Genomic DNA, 16,662 nt, shown 5'->3' with positions numbered 1-16,662 from the left:
TTGGCAAATTACATAGATTTGTTTAGTAACGTGCTTGCCACAAATAATAAAGCATAAAAAATACCCCCTTATTTCCTCCGACCAAAAGTCGAGTTTCTGGCCAAATTGCCTGGCTAGAACAACCCGTTAGCAAAATAGAAACACCTTATCTTGACTCTAGACCGAAGCACTAAAAGTGCGTGATAACGTCGATCAGGTTGAAATACACATCAAAACTAGTTAGTGTAATAATAATTCGAACACTAACCAATTAAGGTGCATTTTAATTCTCTATGCAAGCCATACTCGCACGCGCAAACAATAAAATAAGTTCAGAACTCCTTAATATCAGCAACAAATTTTGCTTATTGCTGATTTTTTCCCTTGCCTTAATCCCTGCTGTTTTTCAGCTGACCCAAAAAAATCTATTAGAAAACTAATTAAAAGGTTTTAAATGTCTTTCGAAAAGGCTATTGCATTAGCCATTTATTTTGCTGCCATGTTATTAATTGGGCTGTTTGCCTATCGCCGTTCCACAAGTGACCTCTCTGAGTATATGCTCGGTGGGCGCAAGGTCAGTCCTCAAGTAACTGCGCTATCTGCCGGTGCTTCCGACATGAGTGGGTGGATGTTAATGGGCCTACCTGGCGCGATGTTTGTTATGGGTTTTGAGACCATTTGGATTGCTCTTGGTTTGCTTTTCGGTGCTTGGGCAAACTACCAACTTGTCGCGCCGCGATTGCGCGTATACACCAAGGCCGCCAATGATGCGCTGACCTTGCCCCAGTTTTTTGGTGAGCGGTTCGGTAAAGAGCGCAGTCTGCTTCAGATCACCAGTGCCATCGTGATTATTTTGTTTTTCACCCTATATACTTCCGCTGGCTTGGTTGCTGGCGGTAAATTGTTTCAGTCAACATTTGGGCTCGACTACTCGTTTGGCGTGATACTTACAGCAGCAGTGGTGGTTGTTTACACCTTGCTAGGTGGTTTTTTGGCCGTCAGCCTCACAGACTTTGTGCAAGGCTGCATTATGTTTGCCGCCCTAATTGTAGTTCCCCTGGTGGCATACCAATATTTTAATAGCGGCGAGGAATTACTTCGCCAATCAGCCACTGTGATCCCTACGTTTAGCCATATGCTCAGTGACATGACAACACTCGGCTTGATATCGAGTTTGGCTTGGGGACTCGGTTATTTTGGCCAGCCCCATATTATTGTTCGCTTTATGGCGATCCGCTCGGTTGCTGATATTCCCATGGCACGAAATATCGGCCTCGGTTGGATGACAGTGACGGTTGTTGGCGCGGTCGCAACAGGGCTGGTTGGTGTTGCTTATGTCAGCAAATATCAGCTGGCGCTGAATGACCCTGAAACGATTTTTATCCTATTCTCAGAGATTCTATTTAACCCTTACATCAGTGGCTTTTTGATGGCGGCAATTCTGGCGGCGATCATGAGCACTATCTCGTCACAGCTATTGGTGTCATCGAGCTCACTGACAGAAGACTTGTTTGGCGCATTAATGCATCGGGCTTTAACTCAGCAACAAGCAGTAAATCTCGGGCGGGTTTGTGTTGCGGCCGTGGCTCTAGTGGCAAGCATGTTAGCGCTCGATAGCAACAATAGTGTGCTGGGTTTGGTAAGCAATGCCTGGGCTGGTTTTGGTGCTGCATTTGGGCCACTGGTACTGTTGGCGTTGTTTTGGCACCGAATGACTTATGCCGGTGCTATAGCGGGTATTATTACCGGCGCGGTAACGGTGTTGGTGTGGAGTCACTTGCCGCTGTTGGCCGATGGCCAAACACTTAGTTCGCTTATCTATGAAATTATTCCGGGTTTCGTACTGGCAACCGCTGCCATATTTAGCGTCAGTCTATTAACCCGTTCCCCAGAATCTCAAGTTATTCATACCTTTAAACTCGTACAGCAAACTGTTGCTGTCTCCCGGTAACAAACTCAACGTTTTGATAAAGGAGGAATTTTGTCTCAATTTAGCTGGCAAAGAATCGTTATAAAAGTGGGCAGCGCATTAATTGCTCCAGAAGGTCGAGGTTGTAGCTCTCGTTACTTGCTTTCGATCGCTCAGTTCATTATTCAGTGCCGGATGAAGGGATGTCAGGTGGTACTCGTGTCATCTGGCTCTGTCGCTGCTGGCACCGATGCGTTTGACGGAAGTCGCGAAGCTGGGCCTGCTTTAAAAAAAGCAATGGCCGCGCAAGGGCAAATGGAAATGATGGCGGCTTGGCAGAGACTGTTTGATTTCCCAATAGCCCAATTGCTTCTAACCCAAGGAGACTTACAGGACAGATCACGCTACCACAGTATTAAGGACACAGCATTTGAGTTGCTCAACAACAACATTTTGCCGGTTGTGAACGAGAACGATGCGGTGACTCCTGACGCTCTCAAGGTAGGTGACAATGATAATTTATCAGCGATGGTTGCAGGGGCCATTAGCGCCGATGCGTTGATAATTTGCACAGATATCGATGGCTTGTTTGACAAGAATCCACGCCAGCATGCAGACGCATCCCGAATTGAACAGGTTACCACGATTAATGATTCGATATTGGCGATGGCCGGCGGTGCAGGAACCTCCGTGGGAACAGGAGGTATGCGGACCAAGTTGGAAGCGGCAGAGAAGGCTACGGCGCATGGCATTCGCACCTTTATTGTCAATGGTCGATCGGAGCAGGCCATGTATGCCCTACAGCAAGGCCAAAACCCAGGCACTGAGTTTGTACCCCATGCGGAGCCATTGCAAGAAAGTGCTCACTGGTTAACACACACTGCTCGAGCTCAGGGTGAAATTGTTGTCACCAATGGCAGCGAGTCACGGTTGCACGAAAATGGCGAGAACTTAAAACACACCGACATTCTCGATGTCGTAGGAGACTTTTCCAGCGGAGATACAGTTCTAATCCGAGCCAAGAACGGCACCAAGTTGGCCAAGGCGACGACTCAGCACAGCAGCTGCGTGTTGAGCTTGATCACCCGAGAAGCCTCTGGTGATGCGCTGTTGTCGCTAACCGTCGACAAAACCCCAATCCTATCGAATCAGAATATTGCAATTTTGGAGACTTCATGAGTATTGCGACCATCTTGGCGGCACAAGCGGCCAAGGCAGCAAAAACCATCGCGCAACTGACCAGTTCGCAAAAGAATAAAATTCTCAACGTCATGGCCGATGAGCTAGAGCAGCATCAAAGCTTGATTTTGACGACCAATCAATTCGAAGTCGACAATGCTAAAGAGCAGTCATATGACTCCGCTTTTGTCGACCGCCTGACCCTGAGCAGCGAGCGCATCAAAGCAATGAGTGATGGCTTACGGCAAGTCGCCGTATTGCCCGATCCGGTTGGCGAAAAGCGCCATATTGGCCAGCGCCCGAACGGAATTTCGATTGATAAAGTGCGTATTCCGCTTGGCGTGATCTGCATGATTTTTGAGGCCCGACCCAACGTTACCGCTGATGCCGCTGCGCTGTGTTTTAAATCCGGCAATGCGGTCATTTTGCGCGGCGGTAAAGAGGCACTGCAAACCAGCTTGGCGATTGCCAACATTTTGCGTCAGGTACTGGCCCGCTTTGGTTTACCTAAAGATGCGATTTTGGTGGTGCCCGATACCGACCGACAGCTCATGCTGCAGCTTATAAAGCAACGCCAGCACATTGATTTGGTGATCCCGCGCGGCGGAGAAGGACTTATTCAATTTGTCACCGACCACAGCTCCATTCCGGTGATCCAGCATTTTAAAGGGGTGTGTCATCTTTACGTTGATCAGTCAGCTGACTTTGCTCAGGCTAGCAACTTGCTGATCAATGGCAAGGTCCAACGGCCTGGCGTTTGTAACGCCCTTGAATGCCTGTTAGTACATCGCTCGATTGCCGATCAGTGGTTGCCCCAGGTGGCCGCACAACTGCGAGCACATCAGGTGTCGATCAATGCCTGTTCCGAGGCGATTGGTTATTTTGATGACGCCACATTGCTAGCTGATGATGCTTTTGGAGAAGAATATTTGGGGTTAACCATTGCGGTTAAAATTGTCGATGACATTGATGCTGCCATCCGGCATATCGACCAGTTTGGTAGTCAGCATACTGAAGTTATTTGTACTCAATCTGAGCTAGCCGCGCAGCAGTTTCAGCATCAAGTTGATGCATCAGTGGTAATGGTGAATGCCAGTTCGCGTTTCTCCGATGGCAGTGAACTTGGCTTAGGTGCAGAAATTGGCATTGCAACAACCAAGCTCCATGCTTATGGCCCGATGGGGTTGGAATCGTTAACGACGGAAAAATTTCTGGTACTGGGCCACGGCCAGATCCGCGCCTAATCGACATTTGATTGGAGTTTCTATGATTAAAACGAAAAAGGTGGCGTTTATCGGTGGCGGCCATATGGCAACTGCCATTATTCAGGGCCTATTGGCAGCAGGTATGCCGGCCAACCATATTCTTGTTTGTGCACCCAGTGCGGCGACTCGGCAGCGTCTGAGCGATCGTTATCAGGTGGCAACCAGTGCGTGCAATTGTGGTGCAGTGGCGTTTGCCAATGCCATTATCGTCGCAGTCAAACCTCAACTTGTTGCTCAGGTATGTGGGGAGCTGGCCGCCGTCAGACTAGCTGATCACACGGTGATTTCGATTGCCGCTGGCGTCCAGCATCAGCAACTTGGTCAGTGGCTTGGCGATGAACAGCGTGTTATTTGTGCCATGCCGAACCTGCCCACGGCAATGCAGCAAGGGATGACTGGGCTATATTGCAGCGCCGCGACAGCTGCTGCAAGCCAGCAATTGGCCGAGCAATTGTTTGATGCAGTAGGTGAGGCAATCTGGTTGTCTGATGAGCGTGATATGGCGGCCGTTGTTGCCGCCGCAGGCAGCGCTCCGGCTTACTTCTTCCGTTTTATGGAAGCCATGACTAAAGCGGCGGTGCAACAAGGGTTGAGTGCTCAAGAGGCGTCTAGATGTGTGCGTCAAAGTGCCATTGGTGCGATTGCCATGGCTAGTGAGTCGCAGGTCGATTTAGCCTGCTTGCGAGAACGAGTCACGTCACCTAACGGATCGACCGCAGCGGCTCTTGATGCATTTGACGCAATGGATATGGACCAAGTGGTAGCCATGGCGATGGCAGCCGCAGCCACTCGGACTAGGCTGTTCGGCCAAAGTGATAACGCTTTTTGTGAGTAAGGCAATTCAGTATTTTGAATAATCCACCTATCTCGCAATGGCCTGATTGCATATAATCAGGCCGCTAATGATAGGGTTGTTGATATTTGATGGAAAATTACGAACTTGTTCTTGCTTCGTTGCGCCGGTTGATCCGCGCAACCGATCTGCATTCGCGCTACCTTAACAAAACTTCAGGCTTAACTTCGCCGCAGTTACTCGTCCTGCAAGCTCTCAAAAATCGTGGGCCGATGATCAGTCGAGAAATCGCCAATGAGATAAGTCTAAGCCAAGCAACGGTTACCAGTATCTTAGATCGGCTTGAAGCTAAACAGTTGATTAGTCGTACGCGCTCAGAGCAAGATCGACGCAAAGTGCTAGTGAGTCTCACCAGCCACGGAGAAGAAAAGACTGCCGGCGCACCCGCGCCACTTCAGGAGCATTTCGTGGAACAGTTTCAAGAGTTGGAAGATTGGGAGCAATCTATGATCTTGGCATCGTTACAGCGCTTGGCTGTTATGATGGACGCCGAGAACATTGATGCGGCACCAGTGCTCGATGTTGGCGAAATTGACAGGCCAGCACCACCAATGAACACTGAGGTAAATGACTAAACCCAAAGCGCAAATAATGCTTAATCTTTTGCTAATTGAATACTCAATTAGGCTGTGACATTTACGTGAGAACTTTAGGTAAATTGGTGACCGTTTGGTTTTCCTAGTAAAACTCACAGCCTCTTCTAATCTGATCCCCCCTTAAAAACAGCGGCTCAACCTCCTTTAATTCCAAGTTACATCTAAAAAAATGGCGGCTTCATGGCCGCCCATTCATGTTCCAATTTATCTTTTAAAACATTATAAGCTTTCGTTCTGAAGATGCCGTCTTAGCTGATTTAGAACGTCTGATTCTATTTGACGAACTCGCTCGGATGATATGCCGTATTTTTGCGCCAATTCCTTCAACTGCGTGCGCTGACTTTCGTCATTGACTAACCAACGGCTAACGAAAATATCTTTAGCGCGGTCATCAAGCCGTCTCAAGTATTCGGAAATTTTTTGTCGACACTTGTTATTCAAATCTTCGACTAAGGTATGCTGCTCTGGACATGAAGACTTGTCTTCTAACATTTTCGCATGTGCTTCTCCTAACATGGCATCTTCAGTTTTTGCTTCACCGAATGATTCATCAAAAAACACATCGCTTTGTCTAAGCCTGCTCTCCATTTCAACAACATCGCGCTCATCCACGTTCAAATAGTCGGCGACTTCTTTAACCTCATTAGAGTTCATCCAGCCCAGCGTATTTTTCAATCCGCGAAGATTGAAAAACAATCGCCGATGGGCTTTAGTTGTCGCAACTTTCACCAGCTTCCAGTTTTTAATGACGAACTCTTGGATCTCAGCCTTGATCCAGTGAACAGCAAAACTGGCAAACCGAACGCCAACGCTCAGATCAAAGCGCTTTAAGGCCTTCATAAGGCCAATACTGCCTTCTTGAACCAAATCGTCCATTGGTAGGTTATAGCCAGAAAAGCTGCGAGCAACATAAGCAACAAATCGTATGTGTGACAGAATGATTTCTCGAGCAGCATCTAAATCATCATCCTCAGAGTAACGAACAAACAAGGCTCGCTCTCTATCTGCGCTCAGTGCTGGTTGGCTGTATGCATAGCTCAGGTAAGCCGTGAAGCCCCCTGTTAGAGAATGGCCACAGCTGATTAATGAACTGTTGCCCGTCATTTGTTGCTCTCCCCCGAAAATTCAATTTTGTTGGTAATTGCCGAAAGCACCATAGTACCTTCGGCAGGGTCTATATCATCCTGAATTATCACCAAAGGTGCTCGCTGATGGGGGGATTGATTCTTCGACAAATATGCTTGTATCCAAGCTTGCAACGACCAATCACTGCGCGGGTCAGGTCGAAGATAATTCCAGTTATCAATATTCGTTTTATCTTCGAGCCGATTTGTTATTGGAGCTTTACTGTTACTTGAAGCATTCAAGTCATGTTCAGCTGCGATCATAGTAGTTGTCCCAATCGCCACCATGGCAACAACCACTGCGAATACGGATCTATTTTTCATGGTCAACCTCCATCCGGTAACGAGATGTATCAGCCATATTCTTTGAAGTTTCATTTAGTTTTCGAGGGACGCTAGTAAGGGGCCAGCCTTGGCCCCTATGATAATCAAGCCGCTTGTTCCGTCTTAGAGCCTCGTTGTTCGGCTTTGTGCTCAATCGCCTTATTAGGTTGATTAATTGCGATAGATCTTGGCTTCATGGCCTCAGGCACTTCTTTTACCAAATCAATGGTCAGTAAGCCGTTGACCAAATCAGCACCGGTAACTTCGACGTAATCCGCCAGATTGAACTTGCGTTCAAATGTCCGATTGGCGATACCTTGGTAGAGGTAGCGCCGTTCGTCTTTGCTGGCTTTATTACCGCGAACGGTCAGCACGCTCTTCTCTACCTGAATATCAATTTCGCCTTGTGAAAAACCAGCGACAGCCAAGGTGATGACATAGCGGTTGTCATCCAGTATTTCGATGTTATAAGGGGGATAACCGGCTGAGCTAGATTCTGCGGTTAAGGCACTATTGAGCATCGAGGCTAACCGGTCAAAACCAACACTACTGCGGTATAGAGGGGTAAGGTCAATTGCGTTCATAATACATTCTCCTAAAGAAGCAACATACGATAAAAACAATCAAGTCAGAGCGGGTCTCCAAGTTGCGGACAACCCGCCTTCACAACAATAATTAAGGTCTGCGATACGCAGATTCAATATCCATTTTAAGAAAAAATTTTTCTAATAAATGTCATCGCTATAAGACTTTTTTATAACAACGGAGGGAGCAAGTCCCTCCGCTGTTATGTAGAGGAATTACCCCCAAGTAGGGGCCTCTGGCACCGGGGGAGCCGCCTTATCTTGCTCTGGCATATCAGTTACCATGACCTCTGTAGTCAACATCAGGCCGGCAATGGAGCAGGCATTTTGCAAAGCGCTGCGAGTGACTTTGGCGGGGTCGATAATCCCCATCTCAAGCATGTCGCCATATTCGCCTGTCTGTGCATTATAGCCATAGCACCCCGAGTGCTGGCGCACTTTGTCAAGAACAACACTGGCTTCTTCACCGGCATTACTAATGATCTGGCGGAATGGCTCTTCCATTGCCCGCAACGCTATCCTCGCTCCGACTTTTTGATCGTCATTTTGCAACTCAAGTTGTTCCAGCTCAACGGCATCTGCGACTCGGATTAAGCTCACGCCGCCACCAGTGACAACACCTTCTTCGACCGCAGCCCGAGTGGCATGAAAGGCATCATCAACCAGATCTTTTTTCTCCTTCATCTCCACTTCGGTTGCAGCGCCCACCTTAATAACCGCAACGCCACCAGCCAATTTAGCAACACGCTCCTGCAGTTTTTCTTTGTCGTAGTCTGAGCTTGCTTGCTCTATTTCCGATTTGATCTTGGCTACCCGAGCATTAATGTCGTCGGCATTCCCAGCGCCGTCCACTACCGTCGTATTGTTTTTGCCAACAATAATGCGCTTGGCACTGCCAAGTTGGTTTAACTCGGTGGTTTCAAGAGACAAACCAACCTCTTCACTAATGACGGTTGCCCCCGTTAGGATCGCGAGGTCATCGAGCATGGCTTTGCGCCGATCACCAAACCCAGGTGATTTCACCGCTGCGACCTTAAGAATACCGCGTAGGTGATTAACGACTAGAGTTGACAGCGCTTCACCTTCAATATCTTCGGCAATTAGCAATAGTGGTCGATTGGTTTGCGCGATTTTTTCTAGCAGCGGCAATAGATCTTTAATGGCGCTTATCTTCTTGTCAAAGAGCAGGATATGCGGGTTATCCAGCTCTACCTGCATTTTTTCCTGATTGTTAATGAAGTACGGTGACAAATAGCCGCGATCGAATTGCATGCCTTCGACCACATCCAACTCATTGTCCAGCGATTTGCCTTCTTCTACGGTGATAACACCGTCTTTGCCAACACGATCCATTGCCTCGGCCAGTATGTCGCCAATATCTTTATTCCAGTTTGCTGACACTGTCGCGACCTGACCAATAGATTTACTGTCATCGCATGGTTTCGCTAAATCATGCAACTGCTTGGTTGCTGCTTTAACCACTGCATCGATACCGCGCTTCAGATCCATTGGATTCATTCCAGCAGCAATCGCTTTGTGGCCTTCTCTGACCAAAGCCTGCGCAAGTACTGTTGCCGTTGTGGTGCCATCACCAGCGACATCAGCAGTTTTTGACGAGACCTCCTTGACCATTTGAGCGCCCATGTTTTGGAATTTATCTTTAAGCTCAATTTCCTTGGCAACCGAAACACCATCTTTTGTCACCCGAGGTGCACCATAACTTTTACCCAGCACCACGTTACGACCTTTCGGCCCCAGCGTCGCTTTGACTGCATCGGCCAAAATGTTAACACCGGCTAATAAATTCTCTCTGGCGTCATTTGAAAACATCACATCTTTTGCACTCATGCTGCTTTCTCCTCTGCTTGCTCGACTTCAACAATGGCTAAAATATCTGACTCTTTCATGATCAAGAGTTCCTCACCATCGACCTTCGTTTTGGTGCCTGCGTATTGACCAAACAAAATCCGATCGCCAGGGCGAACCGCTAACGCTCTCACTTCGCCTGACTCACACATGGCCCCCTCGCCGACAGCAATCACTTCGCCCTGAGTCGGTTTTTCCGCCGACTTATCAGGGACGATGATGCCTGCTTTTGTGGTTGTTTCAGCCTCTAAACGGCGCACAACCACTCGATCGTAAAGAGGTTTTAAAGCCATAAATATCCTCCTAAAATGATTGATGACCAAAGACAGTTGATGTCAGGAAATATCTTCCCGAACGATTTAATAAGGACTCTGAAAAACGAATCAAGAGCAAATTTGAAAAAATTTTTAGAGGGGTGTGACGATGACTTTTGACAACAAACTCATAAGCCAGCAATCCCTGGCTGAACACTTTTCAACTCGACTCCAAGAGGAAGCACAGCAGCTGCCTGCAACGTTATCCGCTAGCGTTCTGCACTATCTCGCTGGACTCCTTGGCAACTTCCACCAAAGCGATCGTTTATTTGAATACGATGACAGCGGCGCATTAGCGCTACCCACACTGGCATTGCTCTACCAACAAGCCCTTGCCGCCACAACGGTTCGCCACCGCCACGCAACATTGAGAGAGCTGGGTGATAAATCCTTATTCCTCGGAGCAATGTTCCCTGAGCACTACGTAAAAAAAGGCATTAAGCGAGATTATTTTATTGGCATGGGCAGTGGCGCATATGACGCCCTTGGCAGTAGCCAACATCATCGCTCGGCGCTATTTGGCGAAATGGCAGAACGCTTTCCTCAGCTATTGCAGTTAGTGGCCACTGTTTGCTGCCGTTGGTCAAATTACGATGCAGAGGAAATCTTTGGGTTGATTGAACGCTGGCAACAAGGCCATGATGAGACTCAACGAAAACAGTTAGCTGCCATGGGCATTGTGGTTTCCGCAAAGCACGACATTCATTAACCAGCGTTCAAATGTGGGGGCCACAGCCCCCAAACAATCACGAATCAGAGGTCGCGCTTGGTTCCTCTTCCGAGGTAGCTGCGAGGTTGCTCAAAGTGGGTTCAGACAGTTGCTCATATTGCGTCTGAGTCAACTTAAATACCTGGGGCCGATCCGCTCGTGTGACATAGTAATCACCATCATGCTGATACAATTCAAAGGTAAAGCTCTGATCACTTTCCGCGATCAACTCCACTGCGCTGTCTGGCTCAAAATCAGGGGGCTGCTTAACATATTCAGTCACCTTAAGATTAGCGATGGCTCTGGCCAACGCTTCTGCTTTTTGTTGGTCAACGTCCAGATCAAGCGGCGCACTATGCCAATGCCATTGCTCATTCTCTTTCACCAGATCAAAGTCATTGCCTTTAATCCGATTCAGCCCCGGCACTGACAATACCGACTTATCAAGCCATGCACGGGCCGTTGCCGATGCCTCGTAGGCGGCAAAGTCCAATGCATAAACTTCGTCCTGTCCGGCTAAGCGAAGATGCGATTGCTTGAAGCCCGGCGAAGTACCAACAAATAACTCGGCCAATTGCTGCTGTCCGTCATAGAAAGTGATTTTACGACGGAAGTTGTCATCAGCGACCTCAAACCGTTGATGACTTGCCGTTGTCGTTGTCACCGGCCAAGTGGTATTCAGTCGTTCAAGCTTATTGAGCATACTATTGAACTTGGCCTGTTCAATAGGAACGCCGTCAGACTCTGCTAGCAACCAATGCTGCTGTTGTTTGACCAGCTCCACTTTGCTCGAATCACCTCGGATCACAATGCGATTCAATTGCTGCTTGTCAAATGGCAATAGTTGCATCGGCGTAAACGATGCATCACGGCTTCCATTCACTGCATATAACGCAATCGCGATAATCGCCTGAATAATCAATAAAGCGGTCAACAATGGGATTTTTTGAGTCATTTGATTAACCTCCTATACCGCTAATAGCTCAAGATATTTCTTATGTTTGATCGCTTTTTTGCGACGCTCCCACAGTGCCACCAGGACAATGGCAATGGCTGCCAAAGCGTAATTCAGGTATTCCCAGAACATTTGGCTAGACTGCTCCATCGGCGGTAATGTCCGATTAAAGTGACCTCGGGAGCGAATGCTCAACAATGCTTCATCCTCAAGAGACCACTCAATCGCATTCGCCATCATTTGGATGCTATGGAGATAATCGGTTTGCTGCGCACTACCGAGCATTCGAATCACTTGATCAGCGAACAAATCGTTGGAGGAAAACAAGATAATCCGAGCTGATTGCGGCGATTGTTCCAGCACGTTGGTCATCACAAAGCTGTCATCGATATCATCTGCAGTACGGCTATTCTCATCATCGGTACCATTGCCCGCACTTAGCTCAGTATCAGTCTCGGCCAAAGGAGATTCTTTGCCTGCAAAATACGAATCAAACTGGCCCTGATTAATCACCGCAACCAGGTGGCTGGCACGCTCTTCTGTTGGGCTAAAGGCGTTGACACCTTGTGATGTCACTTTAGGCATCACACCGAGCGAATCAGACAGCCAAGAGTCTGACGATGTCTGCAATAAAGGTATGATCATTCGCCCGCTGTTGCTCGCCTCATCCACCCGAATTGGTGATGCCCACGGCATCGTTACTTGTGGTAACTCAGCGCTAATCAGGTTATCGCTATTGAGTCCTTGTTCGCGAATATCAGCGAAATATGGATAGTCCAGTAAGCGGGTCTCTTGCAGGCTAAAGCCGCCGACATTGCGCGTAACCGGTACTGGAAACGCTGAATTTTGCGGATCTAACACCATTTGTTCAGCAATATCTAAACCGTGGTGACGCAACCAATCTTCAAGACCACTTTGGTGCTCAGTGACGCTCAGGCTTCTGGCCGATAGGTTTGCGGCAAACGGTGACGTCGCAGCAATGACGGTGCCGCCTTTCATTAGAAACTGGTCAACTGCGAACAGTGATTTTTCATCCAGCTCTGTTGGCGCTGCCAGCACCAAAATGTCAGCCTCTCCGGAGATGTGGCCATCCGATAAATCTTCATCGATGACATTTAAGTCCGCACTTAAAAATTGCTCCAACTGGTTAAAGCTAGTGGCACCGCCGCCATAGGGGTTACTGTAATCGGGTTGCGGAGTCACTAACGCGACCGTTTTGGTAAAACCAGATGCAAAGCGCTTGATGCCAGCATCGAGATTCCTCTCAAATGCACTTTGACTTAGATCGTCCAGCGGGATTTGAACGATCTGTTCATCGTCGTTTAGCGTCAGATAGAAGAAAAATTGCTGATCAGAAAACAGGTTTGCCGCCATCGGCTTAAAGCCATAATTTTCAGCAATCTCTGTAGCCACTTTGCCACCATTAGCCTCTGGCTCAATAAACTTCACAGTCAAACGGTTACCAGACTGCCCTTGTATCTGCTCGGTGACCTCCTGCACTGCAGATTTAAACTCTTGCAGCGATACCGGCAGTTGCTCATCAGCAGAGACATAAGCAGTAAAGGTGAGCTGATGTTGGACCGTGTCAAACAAATTGCCACTGGCCTGGTAACTGTGCAGTACTTTTTTGATAGCGCGAGTTAAGTCGTGCTCGGGGTTGCGCAACTGAACATCAATATCCGACTCGCTTCGAGCTTGAATTTCAATCAAGTCACGAAATCCGAGTACCTGATGTTCATCACCATACTGAACCAGCACATTGAAGTAAGAACTGACAATCGATGATTGGTAACGATCGGCGATTTGAAATGGTACGGGCTGAATGCCGAATTGCTGATTTGCCTCTTGCTCAAGCTCAGGATTGGTGAGCGGATCGATAAATTCCACCCGAACTTTTCCTTCTCCGGCAATTTCATACTCTTTAATTAAATCGCGCATTTGCGGCACTAAAGGAGCAAGCAGCGGGTGAGTCTTTGAACTGAAGTACCCCCGCACCAACAGTGGCTCTTGAAGCTGTTGCAAATACCCTTGCGTAGCTTCTGAAATGGAGTATTGATTACCTCGTGTCACATCAATGCGAACACTATTGAGTTGCCCTAACCACAAATTGGCCGCTAGCGCATTGACGGCCACCAGTGCGGTGATTGCAGACCAAACGCCATGATGCTTTCGCTGCTCGCCATCGACCCATCGCAACTTTTCCAACGACCAAGTGTTAAGCGCTAAGAATACCGCGATGATACTGAGGTAATAATATAAATCTCTGAAATCAATAACCCCGCGAGTGATTGATTCAAATCGAGATCCAGTGCCAATCAATCGCAGCCACTCACCGATATGATTACCAAATAAATTAGTGATGGTGGCAGTGCCGACCAGATAAAACAGCCCACAAATCGCCGAGGCACTGATCAAGCTAACGATTTGGTTGTCACAACGAGCGGATACGAATAACCCAATACTAAGGTAAGCCGAACCTAGTAATAAGGTGGCAATGTAGCCTGACCAAACCGGCCCCCAATCTAAGTCAGCAATGGCTGATACAGTAATCGGCACCGGCAGAGTAATTGAGAGCGCAATGCTTAATAGAAACAAGCACCCCACGAATTTTCCAACCACAAAGTGCCACAGCGGGACCGATTGGGTGAGCACAAATTCCAGTGTGCCGTTACGCCGCTCTTCGCTCCATAGGCGCATCGTAAACGTCGCACATAAGAAAATAAGTAGTACTGGCATCCATTCGAACAGGGGCCGAACATCGGCAATATTTCTGGCAAAGAAAGACTCTCCCCAGAAGAACACAAATAAAGTGATTGCGGCAAAAGTCGCCAAAAACAAGTAAGCAATTGGAGATGCGAAAAACAATGAAATCTCTTTCTCGGCAATCCGTTTGATGGTGTTAGCAGGAGCAACATTATGCTGCGGCATCACATACCTCCTGATAAGTCATAGTTCCTGAGCTGACTTGCTTAAACAATGTTTCTAAGTCCCTCAGTTCGGGCTGTAATAAATAGAGCTGAGCGTTCTGTGATGTGATGAATTGAGCCACTTGTGCAGATAGCGCGGGCTGATCGCTGTCGGGTAGACATTCGATACGATAGCGGTGCCCAACCCCACAGCCTTCAAGCGTTTCGATGCCAGAAACCTGCGGGAGTTTGGAGACTTGCTCAAGGTCGCTCAGAGCAAGCGAAGTTTCTAATAGTAGATAGTTGCTTTGACGCAACGTACCAAGCTCGGCGTCGAGCGCTAGTTTACCGCCGTGAACAATCAGTACACGCGAGCATAACGCTTCAACTTCCTGCATGATATGAGTAGACAGAATCACAGTAGCATCTTTGGCGATGTTTCGAATAAGCGCCCTCATTTGCTGAGTCTGCTCTGGATCAAGGCCGTTAGTTGGTTCATCCAGAATTAATAGTTTTGGATGGCCTAAAATTGCCTGGGCCACACCGACCCGCTGTTTCAAGCCGCGCGACAGAGTCGCGATTGGTGCAAGTAACTTATTACTCAAATCAGTAGCCTTGACCACTCTCTTGATCTCTAGCTTCTTAGCATTCAACTTGAGGCCTTTGAGGTCAGCGACATAGTCAAGGTAGTCAGCCACTGTCATCTCAGGGTAAACAGGTAGACTTTCAGGTAAGTAACCGAGTTGTCTGTGTATGGTTTTCGGTTGTGATTCTAGGCTGATGTGATCGACAAAGACGGTCCCATTATTAGCTTCTAGGTAACCGGTGATCATTTTCATTATGGTTGTTTTGCCAGCACCGTTATGGCCAAGCAGGCCAACGATTTCTCCTTTGTTAATCGAGAAGCTGACGTCATCTACAGCCACAAAATGGCCGTATTTTCTGGATAAATGCTTCACTTCTAGCATGAAGATTTCCCCTATTGATTGCGATAGAACGAGTATCAGTTGAGAGCGAATGCGCTCTCTACAGGATCTTGTGCATTCAATAAGGTGGGGGACGTGCACTATGGGGGCGTCGTTCGATCGATAAACACATTGTCGGTTCTCCTGTTAACTGGGGGGGCCCATAAAAACAAAGCAATTAGCGATTAACGAGTGAATAAATGGGGAAAGTAATTGCCCATTCAAGAGAAAAAATAAAAAGTTGTGAATTCTGGTGACAATCAAAGTTTGAGTTGACTTTATCTGCCTAAGATTCAGACACTAAAGTCAACGTTAAGGTGCAATGGCTCTTTGCTTCGGAGTTTCAGCTAGCCCCATAGCTAAAAAGTTTTTTAGAGAACTCATCTGCAGGAATGGGGCGACTGAAGAAGTACCCTTGAAAAACTTCACAGCCATAACTTGAAATAATATCTACTTGTTCGCTTGTTTCAGTACCTTCCGCGACACATTGAACACCCAATGTTTTGCTAATCGACACAATAGATTTCACGAGCTCTTTGTTCTTGTCATCATCAAGCTTGTCAATAAAAGACTTGTCGATTTTCAGTGTGTCAAACGGCAGATCACTGATATAAGAAAGTGATGAATAACCTGTTCCGAAATCATCTAAAGCAATCGTAATGCCCTTATCACGAAGCATGGTAAGAGATTCAATTGCCCGAGATTTGTCTTTGAGAATACCTGATTCAGTTAATTCGAGTTCAATTAGCGAATATGGAATCGCGTACGACTCGATGGTGCTCACCAACTGATTGATGAACTCAACATCATCAAATTGCGAGGATGTAATATTGATGGAAATAGGCACTACTGCGTAACTCTGATCGAGCCATTCTCGAATTTGCCTACATACTTCGGCGATGATCCAAATCCCCAATTTATGAATCGCGCCAGTTTCCTCTGCAATTGGGATAAATTCCCCCGGAGAAACGAAACCACGACTAGGGCTGGACCAACGGATCAACGCCTCTGCTCCAAGAAGCTTATGACTAAGGAATCCCCTCATAATATTGATTCCTTTCAATAAGATAGACACGCATGAGGCGATTTGATCTAATTACTTTCGCCAAAAAACAAACAGATAAACACCCCATG

Annotated in this window: 15 protein-coding genes; 6 read left to right on the top strand and 9 right to left on the bottom strand. The window is 47.5% G+C overall.

Translation table 11 applies throughout. The annotated features are described in order from the left end of the window. Positions 1 to 433: 433 nt before the first annotated feature. From putP to CBE68_RS16225, 5 genes are all read left to right on the top strand, one after another. Positions 434 to 1,930 carry a sodium/proline symporter PutP gene (gene putP / locus CBE68_RS16245; protein ID WP_087507156.1) on the top strand — a complete coding sequence of 499 codons (1,497 nt, stop codon included), beginning with the start codon at positions 434 to 436 and terminating at the stop codon, positions 1,928 to 1,930. 30 nt (positions 1,931 to 1,960) lie between these two features. Then, entirely contained in the window at positions 1,961 to 3,067 is a 1,107-nt protein-coding gene (proB, locus tag CBE68_RS16240) for a glutamate 5-kinase (RefSeq protein WP_087507155.1), read from the top strand. Beyond that, positions 3,064 to 4,311, top strand: a complete 1,248-nt coding sequence (locus CBE68_RS16235; RefSeq protein ID WP_087507154.1) for a glutamate-5-semialdehyde dehydrogenase — start codon at positions 3,064 to 3,066, stop codon at positions 4,309 to 4,311. Before proB ends, CBE68_RS16235 begins: the two co-directional genes overlap by 4 nt. Positions 4,312 to 4,333: 22 nt before the next feature. Next, a complete protein-coding gene (proC, locus tag CBE68_RS16230) occupies positions 4,334 to 5,167 on the top strand; it encodes a pyrroline-5-carboxylate reductase (RefSeq protein ID WP_087507153.1) in 834 nt (277 codons plus the stop codon). A gap of 89 nt (positions 5,168 to 5,256) precedes the next feature. After that, on the top strand, positions 5,257 to 5,760 hold the full coding sequence (locus tag CBE68_RS16225; protein ID WP_087507152.1) for a MarR family winged helix-turn-helix transcriptional regulator: 504 nt from the start codon (positions 5,257 to 5,259) through the stop codon (positions 5,758 to 5,760). A gap of 240 nt (positions 5,761 to 6,000) precedes the next feature. On the opposite strand, the gene CBE68_RS16220 is transcribed toward CBE68_RS16225, so the two are convergent. The 5 genes from CBE68_RS16220 to CBE68_RS16200 form a co-directional block, all read right to left on the bottom strand. Further along, a complete protein-coding gene (locus CBE68_RS16220) occupies positions 6,001 to 6,885 on the bottom strand; it encodes an RNA polymerase factor sigma-32 (protein ID WP_087507151.1) in 885 nt (294 codons plus the stop codon). Next, positions 6,882 to 7,229, bottom strand: a complete 348-nt coding sequence (locus CBE68_RS16215) for a hypothetical protein (protein WP_143824602.1) — start codon at positions 7,227 to 7,229, stop codon at positions 6,882 to 6,884. The genes CBE68_RS16220 and CBE68_RS16215 overlap by 4 nt, the downstream gene beginning before the upstream one ends. A gap of 104 nt (positions 7,230 to 7,333) precedes the next feature. Further along, a complete protein-coding gene (locus tag CBE68_RS16210; RefSeq protein WP_087507149.1) occupies positions 7,334 to 7,813 on the bottom strand; it encodes an Hsp20 family protein in 480 nt (159 codons plus the stop codon). Between the two features lie 216 nt (positions 7,814 to 8,029). Beyond that, positions 8,030 to 9,661 carry a chaperonin GroEL gene (gene groL / locus CBE68_RS16205; protein ID WP_087507148.1) on the bottom strand — a complete coding sequence of 544 codons (1,632 nt, stop codon included), beginning with the start codon at positions 9,659 to 9,661 and terminating at the stop codon, positions 8,030 to 8,032. Beyond that, complete coding sequence (locus CBE68_RS16200) at positions 9,658 to 9,972, bottom strand: co-chaperone GroES (protein ID WP_087507147.1); 315 nt, start codon at positions 9,970 to 9,972, stop codon at positions 9,658 to 9,660. The genes groL and CBE68_RS16200 overlap by 4 nt, the downstream gene beginning before the upstream one ends. Positions 9,973 to 10,102: 130 nt before the next feature. On the opposite strand from CBE68_RS16200, the gene CBE68_RS16195 reads away from it, so the two are divergent. Beyond that, positions 10,103 to 10,702, top strand: coding sequence for a hypothetical protein (locus tag CBE68_RS16195; protein WP_087507146.1), 600 nt, complete (start codon positions 10,103 to 10,105; stop codon positions 10,700 to 10,702). 37 nt (positions 10,703 to 10,739) lie between these two features. On the opposite strand, the gene CBE68_RS16190 is transcribed toward CBE68_RS16195, so the two are convergent. The 4 genes from CBE68_RS16190 to CBE68_RS16175 all read right to left on the bottom strand — a co-directional run bounded on the left by CBE68_RS16190 (position 10,740) and on the right by CBE68_RS16175 (position 16,573). Further along, positions 10,740 to 11,657, bottom strand: a complete 918-nt coding sequence (locus CBE68_RS16190) for a DUF4340 domain-containing protein (RefSeq protein ID WP_087507145.1) — start codon at positions 11,655 to 11,657, stop codon at positions 10,740 to 10,742. A gap of 12 nt (positions 11,658 to 11,669) precedes the next feature. Then, the gene (locus CBE68_RS16185) at positions 11,670 to 14,585 is read right to left on the bottom strand and encodes a Gldg family protein (RefSeq protein ID WP_087507144.1); all 2,916 of its coding nucleotides are present in this window, start codon (positions 14,583 to 14,585) and stop codon (positions 11,670 to 11,672) included. After that, a complete protein-coding gene (locus tag CBE68_RS16180; RefSeq protein ID WP_087507143.1) occupies positions 14,572 to 15,531 on the bottom strand; it encodes an ABC transporter ATP-binding protein in 960 nt (319 codons plus the stop codon). Before CBE68_RS16180 ends, CBE68_RS16185 begins: the two co-directional genes overlap by 14 nt. Positions 15,532 to 15,871: 340 nt before the next feature. Continuing rightward, positions 15,872 to 16,573 (bottom strand): putative bifunctional diguanylate cyclase/phosphodiesterase, encoded by a 702-nt coding sequence (locus CBE68_RS16175; RefSeq protein ID WP_143824601.1) that lies wholly within the window; start codon positions 16,571 to 16,573, stop codon positions 15,872 to 15,874. Between the last annotated feature and the right edge of the window lie 89 nt (positions 16,574 to 16,662).

Source organism: Neiella marina (assembly GCF_002165625.1).
GTDB lineage: Bacteria > Pseudomonadota > Gammaproteobacteria > Enterobacterales > Neiellaceae > Neiella > Neiella marina.
The sequence above is the reverse complement of the archived record's forward strand: the minus strand, read 5'-3'. Positions and strand labels throughout refer to the sequence as shown.

Coding starts and splice junctions, on each gene's coding strand:
- CBE68_RS16195 (WP_087507146.1), top strand. CDS start 10,103: ATGACTTTTGACAACAAACTCATAAGCCAGCAATCCCTGGCTGAACAC.
- CBE68_RS16225 (WP_087507152.1), top strand. CDS start 5,257: ATGGAAAATTACGAACTTGTTCTTGCTTCGTTGCGCCGGTTGATCCGC.
- CBE68_RS16220 (WP_087507151.1), bottom strand. CDS start 6,885: ATGACGGGCAACAGTTCATTAATCAGCTGTGGCCATTCTCTAACAGGG.
- CBE68_RS16200 (WP_087507147.1), bottom strand. CDS start 9,972: ATGGCTTTAAAACCTCTTTACGATCGAGTGGTTGTGCGCCGTTTAGAG.
- CBE68_RS16180 (WP_087507143.1), bottom strand. CDS start 15,531: ATGCTAGAAGTGAAGCATTTATCCAGAAAATACGGCCATTTTGTGGCT.
- proC (WP_087507153.1), top strand. CDS start 4,334: ATGATTAAAACGAAAAAGGTGGCGTTTATCGGTGGCGGCCATATGGCA.
- CBE68_RS16175 (WP_143824601.1), bottom strand. CDS start 16,573: ATGAGGGGATTCCTTAGTCATAAGCTTCTTGGAGCAGAGGCGTTGATC.
- CBE68_RS16215 (WP_143824602.1), bottom strand. CDS start 7,229: ATGAAAAATAGATCCGTATTCGCAGTGGTTGTTGCCATGGTGGCGATT.
- CBE68_RS16210 (WP_087507149.1), bottom strand. CDS start 7,813: ATGAACGCAATTGACCTTACCCCTCTATACCGCAGTAGTGTTGGTTTT.
- groL (WP_087507148.1), bottom strand. CDS start 9,661: ATGAGTGCAAAAGATGTGATGTTTTCAAATGACGCCAGAGAGAATTTA.
- CBE68_RS16190 (WP_087507145.1), bottom strand. CDS start 11,657: ATGACTCAAAAAATCCCATTGTTGACCGCTTTATTGATTATTCAGGCG.
- CBE68_RS16235 (WP_087507154.1), top strand. CDS start 3,064: ATGAGTATTGCGACCATCTTGGCGGCACAAGCGGCCAAGGCAGCAAAA.
- putP (WP_087507156.1), top strand. CDS start 434: ATGTCTTTCGAAAAGGCTATTGCATTAGCCATTTATTTTGCTGCCATG.
- CBE68_RS16185 (WP_087507144.1), bottom strand. CDS start 14,585: ATGCCGCAGCATAATGTTGCTCCTGCTAACACCATCAAACGGATTGCC.